This window comes from Nonomuraea sp. NPDC052116 (assembly GCF_040680035.1).
GTDB classification, from domain to species: domain Bacteria; phylum Actinomycetota; class Actinomycetes; order Streptosporangiales; family Streptosporangiaceae; genus Nonomuraea; species Nonomuraea angiospora_A.
Window position 1 is genome coordinate 75,352 of sequence record NZ_JBFAWA010000048.1, and the last position, 23,029, is coordinate 98,380.

At 71.0% G+C, this 23,029-nt stretch carries 17 protein-coding genes; 12 read left to right on the forward strand and 5 right to left on the reverse strand.

The window, feature by feature from the left end; genetic code table 11:
• Positions 1-91 precede the first annotated feature (91 nt).
• The 4 genes from gatC (at position 92) to AB0L65_RS55355 (ending at position 4,869) form a co-directional block, all read left to right on the forward strand.
• Positions 92-391 carry an Asp-tRNA(Asn)/Glu-tRNA(Gln) amidotransferase subunit GatC gene (gene gatC / locus AB0L65_RS55340; RefSeq protein ID WP_185068184.1) on the forward strand — a complete coding sequence of 100 codons (300 nt, stop codon included), beginning with the start codon at positions 92-94 and terminating at the stop codon, positions 389-391.
• Complete coding sequence (gatA, locus tag AB0L65_RS55345; protein ID WP_364264465.1) at positions 388-1,878, forward strand: Asp-tRNA(Asn)/Glu-tRNA(Gln) amidotransferase subunit GatA; 1,491 nt, start codon at positions 388-390, stop codon at positions 1,876-1,878. The genes gatC and gatA overlap by 4 nt, the downstream gene beginning before the upstream one ends.
• A 2-nt stretch (positions 1,879-1,880) precedes the next feature.
• Positions 1,881-3,368, forward strand: coding sequence for an Asp-tRNA(Asn)/Glu-tRNA(Gln) amidotransferase subunit GatB (gatB, locus tag AB0L65_RS55350; protein WP_364264493.1), 1,488 nt, complete (start codon positions 1,881-1,883; stop codon positions 3,366-3,368).
• Positions 3,369-3,507: 139 nt separating this feature from the next.
• A complete protein-coding gene (locus AB0L65_RS55355) occupies positions 3,508-4,869 on the forward strand; it encodes an MFS transporter (protein WP_364264467.1) in 1,362 nt (453 codons plus the stop codon).
• Here the strand turns inward: AB0L65_RS55355 and AB0L65_RS55360 are convergent.
• The 3 genes from AB0L65_RS55360 to AB0L65_RS55370 are packed head-to-tail and all read right to left on the reverse strand — an operon-like array spanning position 4,853 to position 7,818.
• A complete protein-coding gene (locus AB0L65_RS55360) occupies positions 4,853-6,361 on the reverse strand; it encodes a tripartite tricarboxylate transporter permease (protein WP_364264469.1) in 1,509 nt (502 codons plus the stop codon). The two genes, AB0L65_RS55355 and AB0L65_RS55360, sit on opposite strands and share 17 nt — an antisense overlap.
• Positions 6,362-6,847 carry a tripartite tricarboxylate transporter TctB family protein gene (locus AB0L65_RS55365; protein WP_364264471.1) on the reverse strand — a complete coding sequence of 162 codons (486 nt, stop codon included), beginning with the start codon at positions 6,845-6,847 and terminating at the stop codon, positions 6,362-6,364.
• Entirely contained in the window at positions 6,847-7,818 is a 972-nt protein-coding gene (locus AB0L65_RS55370; RefSeq protein WP_364264473.1) for a tripartite tricarboxylate transporter substrate binding protein, read from the reverse strand. Before AB0L65_RS55370 ends, AB0L65_RS55365 begins: the two co-directional genes overlap by 1 nt.
• 183 nt (positions 7,819-8,001) lie before the next feature.
• On the opposite strand from AB0L65_RS55370, the gene AB0L65_RS55375 reads away from it, so the two are divergent.
• From AB0L65_RS55375 to AB0L65_RS55385, 3 genes are all read left to right on the forward strand, one after another.
• Entirely contained in the window at positions 8,002-9,594 is a 1,593-nt protein-coding gene (locus AB0L65_RS55375) for a sensor histidine kinase (RefSeq protein WP_364264475.1), read from the forward strand.
• Between the two features lie 115 nt (positions 9,595-9,709).
• Positions 9,710-10,372, forward strand: a complete 663-nt coding sequence (locus tag AB0L65_RS55380; protein ID WP_364264477.1) for a response regulator — start codon at positions 9,710-9,712, stop codon at positions 10,370-10,372.
• Between the two features lie 92 nt (positions 10,373-10,464).
• The gene (locus AB0L65_RS55385) at positions 10,465-12,450 is read left to right on the forward strand and encodes a VanW family protein (RefSeq protein ID WP_364264479.1); all 1,986 of its coding nucleotides are present in this window, start codon (positions 10,465-10,467) and stop codon (positions 12,448-12,450) included.
• Between the two features lie 457 nt (positions 12,451-12,907).
• Here AB0L65_RS55385 and AB0L65_RS55390 read toward each other — a convergent pair whose 3' ends face one another.
• Positions 12,908-13,966, reverse strand: coding sequence for a PQQ-dependent sugar dehydrogenase (locus AB0L65_RS55390; RefSeq protein ID WP_364264481.1), 1,059 nt, complete (start codon positions 13,964-13,966; stop codon positions 12,908-12,910).
• Positions 13,967-14,094: 128 nt separating this feature from the next.
• Between AB0L65_RS55390 and AB0L65_RS55395 the strand changes: the two genes are divergently transcribed.
• The 5 genes from AB0L65_RS55395 to ilvC all read left to right on the forward strand — a co-directional run bounded on the left by AB0L65_RS55395 (position 14,095) and on the right by ilvC (position 21,244).
• Positions 14,095-14,913: a 2-hydroxyacid dehydrogenase gene (locus AB0L65_RS55395; RefSeq protein WP_364264483.1), complete on the forward strand. Its 819-nt coding sequence runs from the start codon at positions 14,095-14,097 to the stop codon at positions 14,911-14,913.
• A 260-nt stretch (positions 14,914-15,173) separates the two neighbouring features.
• Entirely contained in the window at positions 15,174-17,777 is a 2,604-nt protein-coding gene (locus tag AB0L65_RS55400) for a sensor domain-containing phosphodiesterase (protein WP_364264485.1), read from the forward strand.
• Positions 17,778-17,981: 204 nt separating this feature from the next.
• Positions 17,982-19,721, forward strand: coding sequence for an acetolactate synthase large subunit (locus tag AB0L65_RS55405; RefSeq protein WP_364264487.1), 1,740 nt, complete (start codon positions 17,982-17,984; stop codon positions 19,719-19,721).
• Positions 19,714-20,238, forward strand: coding sequence for an acetolactate synthase small subunit (gene ilvN / locus AB0L65_RS55410; RefSeq protein ID WP_349450824.1), 525 nt, complete (start codon positions 19,714-19,716; stop codon positions 20,236-20,238). Before AB0L65_RS55405 ends, ilvN begins: the two co-directional genes overlap by 8 nt.
• A 22-nt stretch (positions 20,239-20,260) precedes the next feature.
• Positions 20,261-21,244, forward strand: coding sequence for a ketol-acid reductoisomerase (gene ilvC, locus AB0L65_RS55415; protein WP_350729809.1), 984 nt, complete (start codon positions 20,261-20,263; stop codon positions 21,242-21,244).
• A 102-nt stretch (positions 21,245-21,346) separates the two neighbouring features.
• Here the strand turns inward: ilvC and AB0L65_RS55420 are convergent.
• Positions 21,347-23,029: LamG domain-containing protein (locus AB0L65_RS55420; RefSeq protein WP_364264489.1), on the reverse strand; the 1,683-nt coding region annotated here is incomplete at its 5' end.

Below are 23,029 nucleotides of genomic sequence, written 5' to 3' on the forward strand. Positions count from 1 at the left end.
CGGGGCGGTTAATCGGTTCGGGGCTGCCACGTCAAGCCCCCTAGGATGGCATTGTCCAAAGACTCCATCCACGAAACGGGTTACACGACTCATGTCCGCCATAACCCGCGACGAGGTCGCACACCTGGCCCGGTTGTCCAGGCTGGCGCTCACCGACGACGAGCTCGACCACTACGCCACCCAGCTCGATGCCATCATCGAAGCGGTTGCGAAGGTCGCCGAGGTCGCCGCCGAGGACGTGCCGCCATCGTCGCACGCGCTTCCGCTGACCAATGTCTTCCGTGCCGACGAGGTACGACAGTGCCTGACGCCCGAGCAGGCGCTCTCCGGCGCGCCCGCCGTCGAGGACGACCGCTTCCGGGTGCCGCGCATCCTCGGGGAGGAGGCATGAGTCTTATCCGTAAGACCGCCGCCGAGCTGGGATCGATGATCGCCGGTGGCGAGGTGTCGGCCGTCGAGGTGGCCGAGGCGCACCTCGACCGCATGGCCGAGGTCGAGCCCAAGGTTCAGGCGTTCCTCCACGTCGATCGCGAGACGACGCTGGAGCAGGCGCGGGCCGTCGACGCCAGGCTGAGGGCGGGCGAGAAGCTCGGCCCGCTGGCCGGCGTGCCGATCGCGCACAAGGACATCTTCGCCACGCGCGACATGCCGACCACGGCCGCGTCCAAGATCCTCGAGGGCTGGCGCCCGCCGTACGACGCGACCGTCACCGCGCGGCTGCGCGAGGCGGGGCTGGTCTTCCTGGGCAAGACCAACCTGGACGAGTTCGCCATGGGCTCCTCCACGGAAAACTCGGCGTACCAGGTCACCCACAACCCGTGGGACCTGACGAAGGTGCCGGGCGGCTCGTCGGGCGGCTCCAGCGCCGCCGTGGCCGCGTACGAGGCGCCGCTGTCCACGGGCACCGACACGGGCGGCTCCATCCGGCAGCCGGCCTCGGTGACCGGCATCGTGGGCATGAAGCCCACCTATGGTGGCTCGTCCCGTTACGGGCTCATCGCGTTCGCCAGCTCGCTCGACACGCCGGGCCCGTTCGCCCGCAACGTGCTCGACGCGGCGCTGCTGCACGAGGCGTTCTCCGGGCACGACCCGATGGACTCCACCTCGATCGACGCGGCCGTGCCGAGCGTGGTCGAGGCCGCGAAGAACCCCGACATCGCCGGCATGCGGATCGGCGTCGTCAAGGAGTTCGCCGGCGAGGGCTACCAGGCCGGCGTGCTGGCCCGCTACCACGAGGCCGTGCAGCTCCTGGAGTCGCTCGGGGCCAAGGTCGTCGAGGTCTCCTGCCCGTCGTTCACGACCGCGCTGCCCGCCTACTACCTGATCGCGCCGTCGGAGTGCTCGTCCAACCTGGCGCGCTTCGACGCCATGCGCTACGGCCTGCGCGTCGGCGACGACGGCACCCGCAGCGCCGAGGAGGTCATGGCGCTGACCAGGGCCGCCGGGTTCGGCGCCGAGGTCAAGCGGCGCATCATGCTCGGCACGTACGCGCTGTCGAGCGGCTACTACGACGCCTACTACGGCCAGGCGCAGAAGGTGCGGACGGTCATCTCCCGCGAGTTCGAGGCCGCCTACCAGCAGGTCGACGTGCTGGTGTCGCCGACCACGCCGACCACGGCGTTCGGGATCGGCGAGCGCGCCGACGACCCGATCGCGATGTACCTCGCCGACCTGTGCACCATCCCGTCCAACCTGGCGGGCAACGCGGCCATGTCGGTGCCGGTCGGCCTGGCCGACGAGGACAACCTACCGGTCGGCCTGCAGATCATGGCACCGGTCCTGGCCGACGACCGCTGCTACCGCGTCGGTGCGGCCGTCGAGAAGGCCCTGGAGAGCCGCTGGGGCGGCCCGCTGCTGAAGGAGGCCCCGTCGCTATGACCATGGTCTATGACGAAGCGCTCGACCGGTTCGAGCCGGTGCTGGGCCTGGAGACGCACGTCGAGCTGGGCACCAGGTCGAAGATGTTCTGCGGCTGCAAGACCGCCTTCGGCGCCCCGCCCAACACGCAGGTCTGCCCGACCTGCCTGGCGCTCCCCGGGTCGCTGCCGGTGGCCAACGCCGCGGCCATCGAGTCGACCATCCGCATCGGCCTGGCGCTGAACTGCTCGATCGCCGAGTGGTGCCGCTTCGCCCGGAAGAACTACTTCTATCCGGACATGCCGAAGAACTACCAGATCTCGCAGTACGACGAGCCGCTCTGCTTCGACGGCTACGTCGACGTCGAGGTCGAGGGGCAGATCGTGCGGATCGAGATCGAGCGGGTGCACCTGGAGGAGGACACCGGCAAGTCCACCCACGTGGGCGGCGCGACCGGGCGCATCCAAGGGGCCGACTACTCGATCGTCGACTACAACCGCGCCGGCATCCCGCTGGTCGAGATCGTGACCAAGCCCATCCCGGGCACCGACCGGCTCGCGCCCGAGGTGGCCAAGGCGTACGTCACCGAGCTGCGCGAGATCATGCGCTCCCTCGGCGTCTCCGACGTGCGCATGGAGGAGGGCTCGCTGCGGTGCGACGTCAACGTGTCGCTCATGCCGCGCGGCTCCTCCGAGTGGGGCACCCGTACGGAGACCAAGAACGTCAACTCGCTGCGCAGCGTCGAGCGGTCCGTGCGGAGCGAGATCGAGCGTCAGGCGGCCGTCCTGGCCGACGGCGGGAAGATCATTCAGGAGACCCGGCACTTCCACGAGGACACCGGCACCACCACGTCCGGCAGGTCCAAGGAGGAGGCGCAGGACTACCGCTACTTCCCCGAGCCCGACCTGGTGCCGATCGCGCCCGACACCGCCTGGGTGGCGGAGCTGAAGGCGGCCCTGCCCGAGCTGCCGTCGGTCAGGCGCAAGCGGCTGCAGGCCGAGTGGGGGCTGTCCGACCTCGACATGCAGGCCATGCACAACGCCGACGCGTTCGACCTGGTCGAGGCCACGGTCGCGGCGGGCGCCCCGGCGGCGGACGCGCGCAAGTGGTGGATGGGCGAGCTGGCCAGGCGCGCCAACGAGACCGGCGCCGCGCTGGCCGACCTGCCCATCACCCCGGCGCAGATCGCCAGGGTGACCGAGCTGGTGGCCTCCGGCGCGCTCAACGACAAGCTGGCGCGCGAGGTGCTCGAAGGCGTGCTGGCCGGTGAGGGCACGCCGGACGAGGTGGTCGAGAAGCGCGGCCTGCAGATCGTCAGCGACGAGGGCGAGCTGCTGGCCATCATCGACCAGGTGCTGGCCGCCAACGCCGACGCGGCCGAGAAGGTCAGGTCCGGCAAGATCGCCGCGGCCGGCGCCCTGGTGGGCGGCGTCATGAAGGCGAGCAGGGGCAAGGCCGACGCGGCCCGCGCCCGCCAGCTGATCCTGGAGAAGCTGGGCGTCTCCGAATAACGCAGGCAGAACGATGAGGGCCTCGCCGTTCCGACGGCGGGGCCCTCGGCCTTGGCGCCGGGTCCTAGGCCCAATTGCCGGGGCCGGCTAGGACCGGGGCTGGAGGCGCCGGGAGGCGGGTCTCCGTAGCGTTCGGGGCATGAAGAGAAAAGCGTTGACGGCGGGCCTGGTGGCGATGGTGTCACTGGTGGCCTTCGAGTACATGGCGGTCGCGATCGCCATGCCGGTCGTGGCCAAGGAGCTCGGCGGGCTGGAGCTCTACGGTCTGGCGTTCAGCGGGGCGATGGCGGCCAGCGTGGTGGGCACCGTGCTCGGAGGCCGGTGGGCGGACGTACGCGGCCCCCTGGCGCCCCTGTGGACCGGGGTGGCGGGGTTTGTCGGCGGTCTGACGGTGGCAGGGCTGGCGCCGAGCATGGAGGTGCTGATCGCGGGTCGGTTCCTGCAGGGGTTCGGCGGCGCGCTGGTCAGCGTGGCGCTCTATGTCGTGGTGGCCCGGGTCTATCCCGAGGAGTTGCATCCGCGGATCTTCTCCCTCTTCGCGACCGCGTGGGTGGTGCCCTCGATGGCGGGGCCGGCGATCGTGGGGGTGGTGACCGAGACGCTCGGGTGGCGCTGGGTGTTCCTGCTGGTGCCGATGCTGACCGTGGCGGGGGGTCTGGTGCTGCTGCGCGGGCTGGCGGGTCAGCCTTTGGCCGGTGGGCAGAGCGAGTCCGAGCCGGGCCTGCCGGGGAAGATCGGCTGGGCGGTCGTGACGGCCGTGGGCGCCGGGCTCATGCAGTACGGCAGCGACGGGCGGCTCGTGCTGCTGGTCGCGGGCCTGGCGGTGCTGCTCGTGGCGCTGCCCAGGCTGCTTCCCGCCGGTACGCTGCGCGCCGCCCGCGGGCTGCCGTCCGTGGTCGGGCTGCGCGGCCTGGCCTCCGGCGCGTTCTTCGCGGCCGAGGTGATCGTGCCGCTCATGCTGATCCAGGCGCGCGGCCTGTCGACGCTGGCCGCCGGCCTCGTGCTCATGGGAGGCTCTCTGACCTGGTCGTTCGCCTCGTGGCTGCAGGGCCGCGAGACCTTCAGCCAGGTGACGAACCTGCGGCTGGGCTCGGCCATGCTGGCGCTGGGCATCCTGCTCATGGGCACGGTGACGTTCACCGCGGTGCCGGTGGCGCTGGCCTTCCCGGCGTGGATCATCACCGGCTTCGGGATCGGCCTGCTCTACCCGACGCTGTCGGTGCTGACGCTGGAGCTGTCGGCGCCCGGCGAGCAGGGCAGGAACAGCTCGGCGCTGCAGGTGGGCGAGTCGGTGTTCTCGGTGGTGGCGGTGGCCGTCACCAGCGCGCTGTTCACGGCGGCCCACTCGGGCTACTGGACGGTGTACGCGGCCACGCTGGTCATGGCGCTGGCCGGGCTGGCGATCGCGCCCCGGTCTTTCGGGCGCCGGGCCGCGAGCGGTTCCGCCGATGCGGTGGCACCGGCGGAACCAGCTCGTGAGCCCGTCAATCGACCGGCGTGACCGTACGCCGCCGGGCCGACAGCGTCCTGAACACCGGCGCGAGCAGCGCCAGGGCGGCCAGGACCAGCAGCACCACGGCGACCGGGCTGCGCACGAGGACCGTCACGTCGCCCGCCCCGATCGCCAGGGCCCGGCGGAGCTGGATCTCCGCCATCGGGCCAAGGATCATGCCGATCACCGCGGGGGCGACCGGCAGACCAAAGCGGCGCATGGCGTAGCCCAGGAGACCCAGGACGTACAGGACCACGAGGTCCACGACGGTGCCGTTCAGGGCGTAGACGCCGAGGGCGGCGAACAGGACGATCCCGGCGTACAGGTACGGGCGGGGGATCCGCAGGACGCGGGCCCACAGGGGCGCGAGAGGCAGGTTCAGCACCAGCAGCATCGTGTTGCCGATGAACAGCGACGCGATCATGCCCCACACCAGCGCCGGGTTGTGGTCGAACAGCTGCGGCCCGGGCTGGAGCCCGTACTGCTGGAAGGCGGCCAGCAGGATCGCGGCCGTCGCCGACGTGGGCAGGCCCAGCGTGAGCAGCGGGACCAGGGTGCCCGCCGCGGAGGCGTTGTTGGCCGCCTCGGGCCCGGCCACACCCTCGATGGCCCCCTTGCCGAACTCCTCGCGGGCCTGTCCGCGCGCCAGCCGCTTCTCGGCCGCGTACGACAGGAAGGTGGGGATCTCCGCCCCGCCGCCGGGCAGCGCACCGAACGGGAAGCCCAGCGCCGTGCCGCGCAGCCACGGGAACCAGGAGCGCCGCCAGTCCGCGCGCCCCATCCACGCCCGTCCGACGGGCACCACCTCGGGCGTGTCATGGCGCAGCCGCGAGGCAACATAGAGAGCCTCGCCGAGCGCGAAGAGCCCCACCGCGACGATCACGACGTCGATGCCGTCGAGCAACTGCGGGATGCCCATGGTGAGCCGGGCCTGGCCGGTCTGCTGGTCGATGCCGACGAGCCCGATCACGAGCCCGAGGCCCAGGGAGGCCAGGCCGCGCACGACCGAGCGGGACAGCACCGACGACACGGCGGTGAAGGCCAGGATCGCCAGCGCGAAGTAGTCCTCGGGGCCGAACGAGATGGCGAAGCTCACCACGGCGGGCGCGGCCACGACCAGCAGCGCCGTGGCGATCGTCCCGGCCACGAACGAGCCGATGGCCGCCGTGGCCAGCGCCTGCGCCGCCCGGCCGCGCCGGGCCATCTTGTTGCCCTCCAGAGCGGTGATCATCGACGAGGACTCGCCGGGCGTGTTGAGCAGGATGGAGGTGGTCGAACCGCCGTACATGCCGCCGTAGTAGATGCCCGCGAACATGATGAACGCGCTGGCCGGCGGCACCGTGAACGTGATCGGCAGGAGCAGCGCCACGGTCATCGCGGGCCCGATGCCGGGCAGCACGCCGACCAGGGTGCCGAGCGTGACGCCGACGAGCGCGTACAGGAGGTTGACGGGGGTGAGCGCGGCGGCGAAGCCGTCGAGCAGAAGCTGGAGCGACTCCACCTAGATCACCCCCGCCAGCAGCCCGCCCGGCAGCGACACGCCGAGGCCCTTGACGAACAGCAGGTACGTGGCGAGCCCGACGACCACCGAGATCACGGCCGTGCGCGCCTTGTGCTCGGCCCCGAGCGCCAGCGACAGCCCGAAGAACAGCAGGCTCGCGCCGATGATCCAGCCGAGCACGTTGAGGAGCGCCGTGAACGCCAGGAAGATCCCGCTGACCAGCCCGACGCTGCGCCAGTCCGTGGGCGCCTCCACGTCCACGTCCTCGCTCTCCTCAGGGTCGCCGTGGCCGCCGCGGATGACGTCGGCCACGTAGAACAGGCCGATGAGCACCATGGCGCCGCCCACCAGCATGGGGAAGAAACGGGGCCCGATGCCGAGCTGGGAGGCCGCCGCGGAGACGTCCAGCGTCCCGATCACGACGAGCACGCCCAGGCCCAGCACCACGACCGCCAGCCCGAGCTCGGGCCGCCACCAGCGAGCCATCAGGAAACGAGCCCCATCTCGGCGATGATGCCCTTGACCCGGGTCTGCTCGGAGCTCAGGAAGTCGGTGAACTGCTGCCCGGTCTGGAACGAGTCGATCCAGCCGTTCTTGCTCACCGCGTCCTTCCACGGCTGCGAGTCGTGCATCTTGGTGACCAGGTCGGTCAGCGCCTTCTTGTCGGCGTCGGACAGGCCGCCGGGGGCGACGAAGCCGCGCCAGTTGGCCAGCGAGACGTCCAGGCCGCCCTCCTTCAGCGTGGGCGCGTCCAGGCCGGGGATCCGCTCGGCGGAGGTCACGCCGAGAGCGCGCAGCTTGCCGGACTTCACGTGCTCCGCGAACTCGGCCACGCCCGAGATGCCCGCGCTGACCTTGTTGCCGAGCAGCTCGTTGAGCGCCTCGCCGCCGCCGGAGTGGGCGATGTAGTTGACCTGCTTGGGGTCCACGCCCGCGGCCTTGGCCATCAGGCCCGCCACGATGTGGTCGGTGCCGCCGGCGGACCCGCCCGAGATCGACACCTTCTTCGGGTCGGCCTTCCAGGCCGCCACCATGTCGGCGAGCGACTTGTACGGCGACTCGGCCGGGACGACGACGATCTCGTACTCCTCCGTCAGCTTGGCGATCGGAGTGGTCTCGGCCAGGGTGACCTTGGACTTGTTCTGCTCGATGGCGCCGACCATGACCAGGCCCATGGTCATCAGCAGGTTGCCGTTGCCCTTCTCGCCCGCGAGCTGCGCCAGGCCGATCGTGCCGCCCGCGCCGGGCACGTTGTACACCTCGACCTTGCGCTTGGAGTCGGCGGCCTTGATCGCCTGCTCCGCGATGCGGGAGGTCTGGTCCCAGCCGCCGCCGGGGGAGGCCGGAGCCATGATCCGCAGGGAGCCGCTGGCGGACGTGCCGGTGCCTGAATCGCCGCAGCCGGTCAGCGCGGCGAGGGAGAATGCCGCGAGGGCGGCGAATACGCGCAAGCGCATGATCACTCCAGGGGGTGTTTCACGGTTGTAAAACTGGGATCGTGAAGCCCCCGCTCGCCTACGTCGAGGCTTTGCGTGCTTGCCGTCGTAGTGGTCGTATTGGTCGCAACCTGGCCGTGACCTGCGTTTGTTTCCATGTGCAACGTGCGTGCTGTTTGGCCGAGCTCCGCTCGGCGGACTGCGATGGATGTCCTCGCTTCGCTGCGGATCCATCGCAGAGTCCGTGACGCCTCCCTCGGGACCCAGCTGTTCGTGCTCCAGATGGTGATCGTGATCCTCGCCGTCGGGGGCACCGCAGGGGTGTGGGCCGAGCACACGCGCGACCAGCTCGACGCGCTGCACCAGCAGCGGGCGCTGGCCATCGCGCAGTCCGTGGCAGGGCTCCCACAGGTCAGGGAAGCGTTCAAACTGAAGAATCCGGAGACGGTCCTGCAGCCGCTGGCCATGAGCGTGCAGCACGAGACCGGCGCCGACTATGTCGTGATCGCCAACGCCGAGCAGAAGCGCTACGCCCATCCCAACACCCTGCTGATCGGCAAGCAGCTGTCCACCGACGGCACCACCGTGCTCAAGACGGGCAGGAGCTGGGTCGGCACCGAGACCGGCACGATCGGCACCACGGTCAGGGGCAAGGCCCCCATCCGCGACGAATACGGCAGCGTGATCGGCCTGGTCTCGGTCGGCGTGCTGGAGACCACGGTCGTCGGCCAGCTCGGCGCCGCGCTCCCGCCGCTGGTCTGGACGGCGCTGGCCGTGCTGCTGGCGGGGCTCACGCTGGCCGCGGTGATCACCGCGCGGGTGCGCAGGCAGACGTTCGGGCTGGAGCCGCGCGAGATCGCCGCGCTGCTGGAGCAGCGCGAGGGCGTGCTGCACGGCGTCAAGGAGGGCGTGCTCGCGCTCGACCTCAACGGCCGCGTCACGCTGGTCAACGACGCCGCCCGCGAGCTCCTGGGCAACGTCGGCGAGGACCTGACGCAGATGCCGGTCTCCGAGCGCATGCGCGACGTGCTCGGGGGCGCCGACCCCGGCGAGGACCGCGTCGTGCTGCACGGCGAGCGCGTGCTGGTGCTCAACCGCACCCCGGTCTCGGTACGCGGCCAGCACCGCGGCTGGGTCGTCACCCTGCGGGACCGCACCGAGCTGACCCGGCTGGCCCGCGAGCTCCACGACACCAGCAGCGCGACGGACGCGTTGCGGGCGCAGGCGCACGAGTTCGCCAACCGCATGCACACCATCGTCGGCCTGCTGGAGCTGGGCGAGCACGAGGCGGCCATCAACTTCATCACCCGCAGCACCGGCGGCACCTACGTCACCGACCTGCGCGAACGCGTCCAGGACCCCACCCTGGCCGCCCTGCTGCTGGCCAAGTCCGCCGAGGCGGCCGAGCGGGGCGCCCGGCTCGTGCTGTCGGACGACTCCGCCGTGCCCGAGGGCCTGCTCGGCGACCCGCAGGACGCGGTCCTCGTGGTCGGCAACCTGGTCGCCAACGCCATCGACGCGCTCGACGGCGCCGAGGGCACGATCGAGGTGTCGGTGCAGGCCGACGCCGACGGGCTGCGCGTACGGGTGGGCGACTCCGGGCCGGGCATCGCGCCCGACCTGGTGGAAGAGGTGTTCAGGGAGGGGTTCACCACCAAGGCCGCCCGGTCGGGGCCGCGCGGGCTCGGGCTGGCGCTGACCCGGCAGGCGTGTCTGCGCCGGGGCGGCTGGGTACGTGTACGGAACTCGGGCGGCGCGGTCTTCACGGCCCTGCTCCCGGCGAAGGCCCGCACGTGATCCCGGTGCCGGGACCCGTGGCAGTGGTGCGCGTGCCGGGACCCGTGGCAGTGGTGCGCGTGCCGGGACCCGCGGCAGTGGTGCGCGTGCCCGGGCTCCTGGCGGAGGTGCGGTCATGAGTGACATCCGGGTGCTGGTGGTGGACGACGACTTCATGGTCGCCCGCATCCACAGCGGCTACGTGGCGCGCGTACCCGGATTCCGGGTCGTGTCCGTCGCGCACAGCGGGGCCGACGTGCTCACCGCGGCGGCCGAGCTGCGGCCGGACCTCGTGCTGCTCGACATCTACCTGCCCGACATGTCGGGACTTGAGGTGCTCAAGCAGCTCCACGGCGTGGACGTCCTCATGATCAGCGCCGCCCGCGACGTGCCCACGGTCAGGGAGGCCATGCGCGGCGGCGCCGTCAACTACCTCATCAAGCCCTTCACCGCCGCCGCGCTGACCGACCGGCTCCAGCAGTACGCCGACACCCGCAGGCGCCTGACCGCCATCGGCCCCGAGGCGCGGCAGGACGACGTGGACCGGCTCTTCGGGAGCCCCAAGACATCCGCGCCGATGCCGAAGGGGCTGTCGGCGGCCACGTGCGAACTGGTCGCGGACACCCTCCGGGAGGCGGGCCGCGACCTTTCGGCGACCGAGACGGCCGAGCTCACGGGCCTGTCGAGGGTGAGCGTCCGCCGCTATCTCGAATACCTGTGCGTGGCCGGGCAGGCCGAGTTCCGGCCCCGTTACGGCACCGCCGGCCGACCGGAACATCGCTACCGGTGGCTAGGTTGACACACTTCCGTAGCCATTTCCCGTGACATATGCGGATCCGCGTGCCTTACTGTTGCCTGAGACTTGGCTGCGGACCGGGAGGAGATTGAGGCGTGCGTAACGCCGGACCGATCGAATCACCGACCGACCCGTTCGCCTCGGTGCCGTTACCCGCGTCGGGGGTCTCCAAGAAGCCGCGGATCGAAGGGCTGCCCCCGGGTGTCTCCCGGGACATCTTCGGCCCCACGGACAGGCAGGAACCCCGGCCGGCCCAAGGCCCGAGCGCCCCGGGCGGTCCCTCGGGCGGTGCGCTGCCCCCTGTGGCGCCGCCGGCGCAGCCATGGCCGGTGAACGGCAAGCAGCCGCCGACCCCGCCCGCGCCCGTGTTCGGCTCCCCCTCGGAGCGGCCGACCTCGTACGAGCCCGAGCCGCCACGCAAGCGCCGCCTCCTGCCGGGCCTGCTGGTGTGCATCGTGCTGCTCGCGGCGCTGGCGTACGTGGTGCCCGCCGTGCTCATGTCGGGCTCCGTCCTGCGCGGCACCCAGGTCTCGGGCGTCGACATCGGCGGGCTGACCGTCACCCAGGCGGCCGACAAGCTCCGCAACGAGCTCGCCACCCGGCTGAGCCGCCCGGTCGTGGTCGACATCGCCGGTCGCAAGGAGACCATCCAGTCCGACGAGGCCGGTCTCGAACTCGACGTGGTCGGCACGATCGGCCAGGCGCCCAGCGGGTTCCCCAGCCCGCAGGAGGTGTGGCGGGGCCTCACCGGCAAGACCGAGCTCCAGCCGAAGGTGAACCTCGACTCCTCGCAGCTGGCCAGGACCGTCGAGGGCATGGCCGAGGCCGCCGACAAGAAGCCCCATGAGGGCCGGGTGACCTTCACCGGGCTGGAGCCGAAGGCCCGCCAGCCCGAGGACGGCGTGCTGCTCGACCGGGAGGACGCCGCGCGCCGGATCGGCGACGCCTTCCTGCAGGGCGGCGGCAACGTCGTGCTCACCCTCAGGCCGGCCAAGTCCGTCACCACCGCCGACGCCGTCGCGACCGCCCTCACCAAGGCGAAGCAGGCCGTCTCCGGGCCCGTCACGCTGACGGTCGGCGACAAGCAGGCGCAGATCCTCCCGGCCATGATCGCCGCCAACCTGACCTACAACTCCGACGGCTCCGGCGGGCTCGTGCCCCAGTTCGACACCACGGCGGCGCTGGCCGCCCTGGAGAGCCGGCTGGTGGACGCGGCCCAGCAGCCGCGCGACGCCACGTACGACATCGTGAACGGCAAGCCGGTCCTGGTGCCCGCTCGCACGGGGCGGGGCGTGAACGACAAGCTGCTGGCCAGGGACGCCGAGCGGCTGTTCGACGAGGGCGGCAGCCGGACGATCCCGGTCCGGCTGGGCGCCGTCACCCCCGCCGTCACGACGGAGCAGGTACGCGACCTCGGGGTCAAGGAGGCCGTGGGCACGTTCACCACGTCGTTCGACGCCGGCCAGCCTCGCGTCAAGAACATCCAGCGCATGGCGCAGGAGCTCGACGGGCAGTTGGTGAAGCCCGGGCAGACGTTCTCGATCAACGAGGTCGTGGGCGAGCGCACCGTCGAGGACGGGTACGTCGAGGCGGGGCAGATCGTCGGCGGGCGGATGGTGAGCATCGTCGGCGGTGGGGTCTCCCAGTTCGCCACGACCATGTACAACGCGGCCTTCTTCGGCGGGTTCGACCTGGTCGAGCACCAGCCGATGGACTTCTACGCCCCTCGCTACCCGCCCGGGCGGGACGTGGCGCTGCTCTATCCGGACACGGACCTGAAGTGGCGCAACGACTCCGACTTCGGCGTGCTGATCAAGACGGCCTTCACGGAGACTTCGGTGACGGTCACCTTGTGGAGCACCGAGCGGTACGACGAGGTGGAGGCGGTGGCGTCCGAGAAGCGGGACATCCGGCCGTTCCGGACCGAGAGCAGCTCGGCGCCCGGGTGCTTGCCGACGGTGGGGGAGCAGGGGTTCACGATCGACGTGACCCGGGTCTTCCACCAGGACGGCAAGGTGGTCAAGAAGGACAAGAAGCTGACCACCAAGTACCGGCCCCAGACGCAGACGACCTGCAGCTGACCCCCGCTCGTCCCGGGGCCGTCCCCGGCCCACGCCCTTCCCCGGCCCGGACCCTCGCACGGTCCGGGCCCGCGCCTTTCGCGGCCGGGCCCTCCCACGGCCCGGCCCGCCGCTTTCCACGCCAAGCCCCTCCCACCTGACGGCCCCCAAAACGCGGCCGCGCGCCCCCATCCCCGTCCCGGGCGCGGGGTCACGGGGTAGGCCGGAGCTGGCGTTTCTCCTACCGCCGCCCGCCTACCGCCGCCCAGCCCTCCGCCGAAGCCGGGGAACGCCGAGAAGCGCCTACGGCGTGGGTCCGTGCCTCAGCAGCCGAGCCGGCGGCATCGCCCGCGTGCTGCATGGGCGCCGCGGACGGTGTGTGGCGTGTGGGCGGGGCCGGGCTTCGGTCCGGGTACCCCGGGGGCCCCGGGGGCGTTTGCCCGGGTCTGGGGCACGTCTGGGGGCCTCTGGGGCGGGGTTACGAGAGCGGGACCGAGACGATGCGGTCGTCGCCCGGCCGTGGGGAGCCGCGCCCGTCCTTGTTGCTGGTGCCGACCCACAGCGTCCCGTCCGGGGCCGCGGTGACGGCGCGGAGGCGGCCGTAGCGGCCGGTGAAGTGGGCGACGGGCGTGCCCGCCGACCCGTCCGCCGCCAGCGGGACCTGCCACAGCCGGGTCCCGCGCAGCGCCCCCACCCACAGCGAGCCGTTCGCGTACGCCATCCCCGACGGCGAGGCCTCGTCGGTGGACCAGGTGACGATGGGGTTCACGTAGCGCGAGTCGTCGCTGCGCCCCTCGACCTCCGGCCACCCGTAGTTGCCTCCCGCCTTGATGAGGTTCACCTCGTCATAGGTGTTCTGACCGAACTCCGACGCGTACAGGCGGCCGGACGGGTCCCAGGCCAGCCCCTGGACGTTGCGGTGGCCGTAGCTGTAGACGAGCGTCCCGAACGGGTTGCCGGGCGCGGGCGCCCCGTCCACGGTCATGCGGAGGATCTTGCCGCCCAGCGAGTCGCGCTGCTGGGCCAGCTGGTCGTCGCCGGTCTCGCCGGTGGAGGCGTACAGGAACCCGTCGGGTCCGAACGCGAGCCGTCCCCCGTTGTGGATCCCGCCCTTGGGGATGCCCCGCACCAGGACCCGCTCGTCGCCGAGGCGGTCGTCGGTGAGCTGGTAGCGGACGATCCGGTTGTCCTGTTCCGCGGTGTAGTAAAGGAAAATTTGCTGGTCCTTTGCCGCCACCCCCATCAGCCCGCCCTCGCCGGCCGCGCTCACCCCCGGGATCGTGCCCAGCGAGGTCACCTTCCCGTCCCGGGTCACGCGAAGCAGCCTGGCCGTGTCACGCTCCGTGACCAGCGCGTCGCCTCCGGGCAGGAACGTGATCGCCCACGGCGCCGCCAGTCCCGTCACCACGTCCCTGGGCTCTCCCGGCCCGGCCCCGGCCGGCGCGGTGGCCGTCGGCGTCACCTCCCCGCCGCCGGCCAGACCGCTGGAACAGGCGGTGAGCACGGCCATGAGCATGAGCGTCCAGAGCTTCCTCATGTGTTCCATACTTCCCTTGGAGTCATAAGGTTCTCGGCATGAAGACCTGGGTTCCGTCCGATTCGGTGGCTGATGTTCTGTCCGACCTGCCTGGGGTTGTATGTGCTGTTTACGATGGCACGGCCCCGATGCCGGAAGGGATCGACGAGGTAGAGGTCTGGATCCCGCCGCTCGTCACCGTGCCGGACGTCCCGGGCACGCTGGCCAGGATGAGCTCCCTGCGGCTGGTGCAGACCGTCACCGCGGGTGTGGAGCCGTACCGGCCGCACCTGCCGGACGGCGCGGTGCTGTGCAACGCCCGCGGCGTGCACGACGCCGGGACCGCCGAGTGGGCCGTCGGGGCGATGATCGCGGTGCTGCGGGAGTTCCCCGGGTTCGTGGACGCGCAGCGCAGGGGCGAGTGGACCTACCACCACACCGACGTGCTGGCCGACTCCACCGTGCTCATCGTCGGCTACGGCTCCATCGGCGCCGCGCTGGAGAGTCGGCTGGAGGGGTTCGAGGTCGAGGTCGTACGCGTGGCGAGGAGCGCCCGCGACGGCGTGCACGCCATGGACGAGTTGCCCGCCCTGCTGCCGGAGGCGGACGTCGTGGTGCTGCTCGTGCCCGCCACGGCCGACACCGCGGGCATGGTCGACGCGGCTTTCCTGGCGCGGATGAAGGACGGCGCCGTGCTGGTCAACGCCGCCAGGGGCGGGATCGTCGACACGGACGCGCTGATCGCGGAGCTCAAAAACGGTAGGCTACGCGCCGCGCTGGATGTGACCGCGCCCGAGCCGCTGCCCGAGGGCCACCCCCTCTGGAGCGCTCCGGGCCTCCTGATCACTCCGCACGTCGCGGGCAGCACCCCCGCGTCCGGGCGGCGCATGCTGCGCCTGATCCGCGCCCAGCTGCTGCGCTATCTCGCAGACGAACCGCTGGTCAACGTCATCACCGACTCGTACTGAGAGGATCCCGGAAAGTGGCTGGTCCGTGACCTTCGGTGCGTACGGTGGCCTTTGCGAGGAGGTCCTGACTCGCTGTCAAGGATCTCTTGGCGGAAATTGGTCTGTGTGGTTATCAGATCGGTGACGACATCGGCGTTGTCACCACCCGCGCACCCACGAGCGCACACACTGGCGAAGTGATCGACCGGGCTTCGGCGGTCGCAGGTGCAGGGTTCGAGACGGGATGGGCAACGACTGTGATCCGCTGGCGTGATCCACGGGTGCCGCTGACCGCCGCGGCGGCGGCAGGCGCGGTGGCCTTCGCCGCCGCGCTCGGCATACGCGGTGAGGCCTTGCTCACCGGCGCTGTCGCCGGCGGGCTGGCGGCGCTGATCGCGGCCGGTTCGCTGCTGTTCGCCTCGGTGAAGTCGGCCGGGCACCGGCCTACGGCGCTGGGCGCGCGCTGGATGGGCGGCGGAGCCGTCATCTGGGCCGCCGGCGTGGCGTTGCGCCCGTTCGCAGAAAGCTTCCTGGTCAGCTTCGCCGATCTGTTCGTGCTGCTCGGCACCGTGGTGACGGCGGGGGGCGCGCTGATCGCCGCCGACCGCAGATTCCCGGCCAGGGTCGTTTTACGGCATGTCACCGACGCCTACCTGTGCGCCGCCTCGCTCTTCCTGATCGGCTGGGTGGCCGCGCTGCGGCACGTCTACGACGACGCGGCGGACCCGGCGGCGTTCACGCTGGTCATGCTGCCGCCGATGATCGCGCTGCTGGTGACGTGCGCCGTGATCCCGTCGGTGCTGACGAGCCGGGCCTCCTCCTGGCCGCTCGGCCTGGCGGGCGTCGGCGTGCTCGCCACCATGACCGTGGCGGGCCTGGCGGCCGGCGTCGCCAGGCTCGACGGCGGCGATCCGCAGATCTGGACCGTCATGCTCGCGCCTGTCGCGTTCCTGCTGCTCGCCGCCATCCCGTGGGGGCCGAGTCCGGGCGCGGCGGGCAGGTCCGCCGTGGGAGGTGTGGTCGCGCTGGTGCCGATGGGGCTGGTCGCCGTGGCCGCCTGCACGCTGCTCGCCCACCTGGTGGGCGGCGGGGCCGAGCGGCCCGTGACCGGCGTCGTGGTGGTCGCGGTCTCCGTGGTGCTGCTCCTGATCGTCCGACTGTTCTTCGTCTCGGCGACCAACATGCGCCTGCGCGGTCTGGTCAAGCTCGGTGAGCGGCAGCTCAGGGAGCTCGCCCAGAGCACCGGCGACGTGGTGTTCCTCTGCGACTACGAGGGCCTGGTGCGCGAGATCGACGCCGGGGTCGAGGTCACGTACGGCTACCGCCCCGAAGACGTGGTCGGCGGGTCGATCTTCGACTACATCCACCCGGAGGACGTCCCCGGCATCCAGGTCGCGCTGCGCGCCATGCACCTCGACGAGGACGACGCCGCGCCCGGCGCCTGCCTGATCGCCTGCCGGGTGCGCGCGGCCGACGGCACGTGGCGGCCCACCGAGTCGGTCGCCACCCGCCACGTCGGCGGCGACGAGGTGCTGCTGGTGACCACCAGGGACGTCAGCGACGAGGAGGCGCTGCGCAACCAGGTCGCCCACCTGACCTTCCACGACGGCGTCACCGGGCTGCCCAACCGCGCCTACTTCGAGGAGCGCACCCGCGAGGTGCTCTCGGGGCGCACCTCCGGCACCGGAGCGGCCAACGTCGCGGTCATCTTCCTCGACCTCGACGGGTTCACCTCGGTCAACGACTCGGTGGGCCACGCCAGCGGCGACTACCTGCTCGGGCAGGCCGCGCGCAGGCTGCGGAGCGCCGTACGCGCCGACGACACGCTCGCCCGGTGGGGCGGCGACGAGTTCGCGGTGCTCGTGGAGACGGGCGGTGACGCGCAGGTCGCGGTCGATCTGGCCGAGCGGCTCGTAGGCGCGGTCTCGCAGGAGCCGTTCCGCGTCGCCGACCGCGACGTGGCGCTGACCGCGAGCGTGGGCGTGGCCTTCACCGAGGACGACATGCCGGCCGGCGACCTCATCCGTAACGCGGATGTCGCGATGGCGCGCTCCAAAGAGCTGGGCGGGCGGCGGGTCGAGGTGTTCGCCGCGCAGATGCACGCCGACGTGGTGCGCCGGCTGGAGCTGGCGGCCGACCTGCAGCGGGCGCTGATCGAGCAGCAGTTCGCGATCGAGTACCAGCCGATCGTCGATCTGGCCACCTCGCGGGTGACCTCGGTCGAGGCGCTGGTGCGGTGGTGGCGCGGGTCGGTGTTCGTGCCGCCCGAGCAGTTCCTGGGCCCGGCCGAGGACACCGGGCTGATCGTGCCGCTGGGGGAGTGGATCCTGCGCGAGGCGTGCCGCGAGGTGGCCGCCTGGCGGGCCTCGTCCTGGGACATCGGCCTGTCGCTCAACCTCTCGGCCCGGCAGATCACCGCGCCGCGGTTCGTCGAGACGGTCGAGGAGGCGCTGGCCGAGAGCGGGCTGCCGGCCTCCGCGCTCACCCTTGAGGTGATCGAGGAGATGCTGGTCGAGGACGCCGAGGAGACGATCAAGCGGCTGTCGGAGCTGCGGGCGCTCGGGGTGCGGCTGGCCATCGACGACTTCGGCACGGGTTACGCGTCGCTCGCGTTCCTGCGGCAGCTCCCGGTCGACATGATCAAGATCGATCCGTCGTTCGTGTCGGGGCTGGGCAATGACGACACGCTGACCCTGCTCACCCGTACCATCGTCCGGCTCGGCCACGACCTCGGGCTTATCGTGGTGGCAGAGGGGATAGAGCGTCCCGAACAGCTCGATCTGCTCAAGCGGATGGGGTGCACGAAGGGTCAGGGCTTCCTGGTCGCACGGCCGATGGCGGCGCGCGGAGTCGACTCGTTGATGCGTACGAGTCTCACTGTTTGAGACATGTGTCCACGAAGTTGGCACCAGGGCATTCAGTGCGGCTATGGTGTAGGTCATGCTTCGCAGTGAGATTCTCGTAGTACTTCGCCGGCGCGCAGGCCGATAGCGAAGCACGACGACCTGCGCGCCGCCCCAGTCCCGCCGTCCGGTGGGAAGGGGCATTTTTTATGTCCTTAAGCGAGTAGCCACGCAAGGAACGAGCCGATGACCGAACGGATGACAGGTGCACAGGCCCTGGTGAGGGCGCTGGAGCACGTTGGAGTCGACACAGTGTTCGGGATCCCGGGCGGTGCCATTCTGCCGGCCTACGATCCTCTCTACGACTCGACCAAAGTCCGGCACGTGCTCGTACGCCACGAGCAGGGCGCCGGTCACGCGGCCGAGGGCTACGCGCAGGCGACCGGCAAGGTCGGGGTGTGCATGGCCACCAGCGGTCCCGGTGCCACCAACCTGGTGACGCCGATTGCCGACGCGTACATGGACTCGGTGCCGATCGTGGCGATCACCGGCCAGGTGGCCAGCGCGGCCATCGGCACGGACGCGTTCCAGGAAGCCGACATCTGCGGCATCACCATGCCGATCACGAAGCACAACTTCCTGATCACGGACCCCGCGGACATCCCCCGCACGATCATGGAGGCCTTCCACATCGCCTCCACCGGCCGTCCCGGCCCGGTTCTCGTGGACATCTCCAAGGACGCGCTGCAGGCCGACACCACCTTCAGCTGGCCGCCGACCATGCAGCTCCCGGGCTACCGCCCGGTCACCAGGCCGCACTCCAAGCAGATCCGCGAGGCCGCCAAGCTGATCGCCGAGTCCAAGCGGCCGGTCCTGTACGTCGGCGGCGGCGTCCACAAGGCGCGTGCCTCCGCCGAGCTGCTGCAGCTGGCCGAGCTGACCGGCATCCCGGTCATCACCACCCTGATGGCGCGCGGCACGTTCCCCGACAGCCACCCGCAGCACATGGGCATGCCGGGCATGCACGGCAGTGTGTCGGCCGTGGGCGCGCTGCAGAAGGCCGACCTGCTCATCGGGCTGGGCGTGCGCTTCGACGACCGGGTGACCGGCGACCTGGCGTCGTTCGCCCCGTACGCCAAGGTCGTGCACGCCGACATCGACCCGGCGGAGATCTCCAAGAACCGCCACGCCGACGTGCCGATCGTGGGTGACTGCAAGGAGGTCATCGGCGACCTGGTCGCCGTGATCCAGGCGTCCGGCCAGAAGGGCGACTACACCGAGTGGTGGACGACGCTCAACGGCTACAAGCAGACGTACCCGCTGGGCTACGAGACGTACGAGGACGGCACGCTGGCGCCCCAGTACGTCATGGAGCGGCTGAGCGCGATCGCCGGGCCCGACACGTACTACGTGGCCGGGGTCGGGCAGCACCAGATGTGGGCCGCGCAGTTCATCGACTACGAGAACCCCGGCACGTTCATCAACTCCGGGGGCCTCGGCACGATGGGCTTCGCCGTCCCGGCCGCGATGGGCGCCAAGATGGGCCGCCCCGAGTCCACGGTGTGGGCCATCGACGGCGACGGCTGCTTCCAGATGACCAACCAGGAGCTGGCCACCTGCGCCCTGGAGGGCGTGCCGGTCAAGATCGCCGTCATCAACAACGGCAACCTCGGCATGGTCCGCCAGTGGCAGACGCTCTTCTACGACCAGCGCTACTCCAACACCGACCTGCAGACGGTCCGCCGCATCCCCGACTTCGTCAAGCTGGCCGAGGCCTATGGTTGTGTGGGCCTGCGATGCGAGCGTGCCGAGGACGTGGACGCCGTGATCAAGAAGGCCATGGAGATCAACGACGTGCCCGTCGTGGTCGACTTCGTCGTCCACCAGGACGCCATGGTCTGGCCCATGGTCCCGGCGGGCACCAGCAACGACGACATCAAGATCGCCCGTGACATGGCGCCCAAGTGGGAGAACGAGGATGAGTAGGCATACTCTGTCGGTGCTTGTCGAGAACAAGCCGGGCGTACTGGCTCGCGTGTCCGCGTTGTTCAGCCGAAGGGGCTTCAACATAGACTCGCTGGCAGTGGGGCCGACCGAACACGACGACATCTCGCGCATGACCATCGTGGTCAGCGTCGAGGAGCTGCCCCTTGAGCAGGTCACCAAGCAGCTCAACAAGCTGGTGAACGTACTGAAGATCGTCGAGCTCGACACGTCGCAGTCCGTCCAGCGCGAGCTGATGCTGATCAAGGTCAAGGCCGACGCCGACAGCCGTTCCCACGTGCTGGAGCTGGTCAACCTCTTCCGCGCGCGCTGCGTCGACGTGGCCGCCGACGCCGTGACCATCGAGGTCACCGGCACTCCCGACAAGCTCGAGGCGTTCGTCAAGGTCCTCGAGCCGTTCGGGATCAAAGAACTCGTCCAGTCGGGCATGGTGGCCATCGGCCGCGGCGCCCGCTCCATCACCGACCGGTCCCTCAGGGCACTGGACCGTACCGCCTGAAAGGTATTAGCAAGTGACCGAGATCTACTACGATGACCAGGCCGACCTGTCGATCATCCAGGGGCGCCACGTGGCCGTGCTGGGGTACGGCAGCCAGGGCCACGCCCACGCGCTCTCCCTGCGTGACTCCGGCGTGGACGTGCGTGTCGGCCTGCCGGAGGGCTCCAAGAGCCGCGAGAAGGCGGAGAACGACGGGCTGCGGGTCGTCACCCCGGCGGAGGCGGTGGAGGAGGCCAACCTCACCATGATCCTCGCGCCGGACCACATCCAGCGCCACCTGTACGCCGACCACGTCGCCCCCAACCTGGTCGAGGGCGACGCGCTGTTCTTCGGCCACGGCCTGAACATCCGCTACGGCCTCATCGAGGCGCCCGAGGGCGTCGACGTGTGCATGGTCGCCCCCAAGGGCCCCGGCCACCTCGTCCGCCGCCAGTTCGAGGCCGGGCGCGGCGTGCCGTGTCTCGTGGCCGTCGAGAAGGACGCCTCGGGCAAGGCGCTGGACCTGGCGCTCTCGTACGCGAAGGGCATCGGCGGCACCCGCGCCGGCGCGCTGCGCACGACGTTCACGGAGGAGACGGAGACCGACCTGTTCGGCGAGCAGGCCGTGCTGTGCGGCGGCGTGTCCGAGCTGATCAAGGCCGGCTTCGAGACCCTCATCGAGGCGGGCTACCAGCCCGAGGTCGCCTACTTCGAGTGCCTGCACGAGATGAAGCTGATCGTCGACCTCATGTACGAGGGCGGCATCTCGAAGATGTACTGGTCCGTGTCCGACACGGCCGAGTACGGCGGCTACACCCGCGGCCCGCGCGTCATCACCGACGAGACCCGTCAGGAGATGCGCCGGATCCTGGCCGAGATCCAGGACGGCACCTTCGCGCGTCAGCTCGTCGAGGAGTTCGACGGCGGCCAGAAGGAGTTCCAGCGTCACCGCGACGAGCTGGCCGAGAACCCGATCGAGAAGACGGGTGCCAAGCTGCGTCCGATGATGAGCTGGCTGAAGGCGTAACACGCCGGAGCATGACGGGTGGGTGGGCCTCGGGCCCGCCCACCCGTTGCTTTATCACCGCCGGCCGCCCTGCTCGCGGCGGCCGGCGGTGTCGAGCGGGACTTACTGGGCGGCCAGCTGAGCGATCTGCTCGGCGCTCAGCACGCCGTCATACGTGCGGACGTCGTCCACGGTCCCCGGCCAGTAGCCGGTGAAGGCGCCCGCCGCCTTGGTCCGTCCGAGCTGGAGCGGGCCGGTGGCGTTCCACGCGCTCGCGTGGGACGTGATGGTGGTGGTGGAGAGCTGGCCGTTGACGTAGATGCGCAGCTCGCCGGCCAGCGCGTCGTAGACGCCGGCGATGTGTGTCCATTCCAGGGGGTTGGGGATGGCGTCGGAGCGGGTGCGTACGAGGGCGGCGGTGTCGGTGTCGGCGGCCCTCATGCCGAGGGTCCACCGCTGTTGTTCCTTGTCGAAGCCGAGCTGGAACCCGGCCGTCCGACTGCCGGGCTGGGCCACGGCGGCGGTGTCGGTGGTGGGCAGGTAGTCGAGCTGGACCCAGGCGGCCACGGTGAAGCTGGATCTGGTGCCGACGGCGGGGCCGGTGGTCTGGGCGTAGCCGTTGACGCCGTCGAGCGCGAGCGCGCCGTCCAGCCAGCCGGCCGTCCACGAGGCCCCGCCCGACAGGGTCGCGGGCGTCCCCCTGCCCGACGAGTCGGCGGCCGTCAGGCCGGACTCCTCATCCAACGTCCAGTGGCCGACCAGCGTGGCAGCGCTGTTGACCAGGTCGGCGAGCTCATCGGCGAACATGGCGCGGCCGTAGACGCGGACCTCGTCGAGGTCGCCCGCCCAGTAATCCGCCGCCGCGCCGTTGACCTTGCCGCGGCCGATGGTGAGGGGTCCGGCCGCGTTCCACGGCGAGGTGGCGGCGACCGTGGATTCGAGCCTGCCGTTGACGTAGAGGGAGATCTGGCGGGCGGCCGAGTCGTAGACGCCGGCCAGGTGGGTCCACTCGTTCAACCGGGGCGCGGCCCCGGACAGGGCGCGCACGGTCGTCGCGTTGTCGGCGTCCGTGCCCGCCAGTACCAGCGCCCACCGGTCGTCGGTCTTGCTGTACTGCAGCGAGACCGCGCCGGTCCTGCCGCCTTCCTGGGTGAGCGCGGTGGCGGAGGCGGTCGTGCCCGTCAGGCGGGCCCAGGCGGTGACGGTGAAGTTGCGGCTGGTGTCGGTGATCGGGCCGGAGGTCTGGGCGTAGGCGTTGGCCAGCTTCAGCCCCGCGCCGGTCTTGCCGGTGGTCCACGACGTCCCGTACAGGGTGGCGGGGTGCGCGCCGGTGGCGTCGGCGGTCACGCCGCCCTGGCCCTCGTCCAGGGCCCAGTGGCCGTTCGGACCCTTGCCGCTGTTGACGTTGAAGACGTAGCTGCGGATCGGGCCGAGCTGGCCGGCGCGGTCCTTGCTGCGTACCGACAGGACGTTGGGGCCGTCGTGGCGCGGGGTGAGCGCGATCGTGGCCGTGCCGTCGGCGGCGGGCGTGATCTCGGACTTGGGCGTGGTGTCCAGTCCGTAGACGTAGGCGGCCACGTCGGTGACGCCGTTGGGATCGAACCTGAACGTGCCGGCCAGGCCGACGCCGTCGTTCCAGCCCTCTTCGGCGTACTCGGGCGAGGTCACGACCGGTTCCCGGCCGGGGGCGGTGGCGTCCACGGTGGCCTCACACCACGGGCTCCAGGCGCTGTTGGCCTTGCCGTCCTCGGCCCGGACGCGCCAGCGGATCAGCGCGCCGTCCGCGTACAGGCTGACCGGGATCGT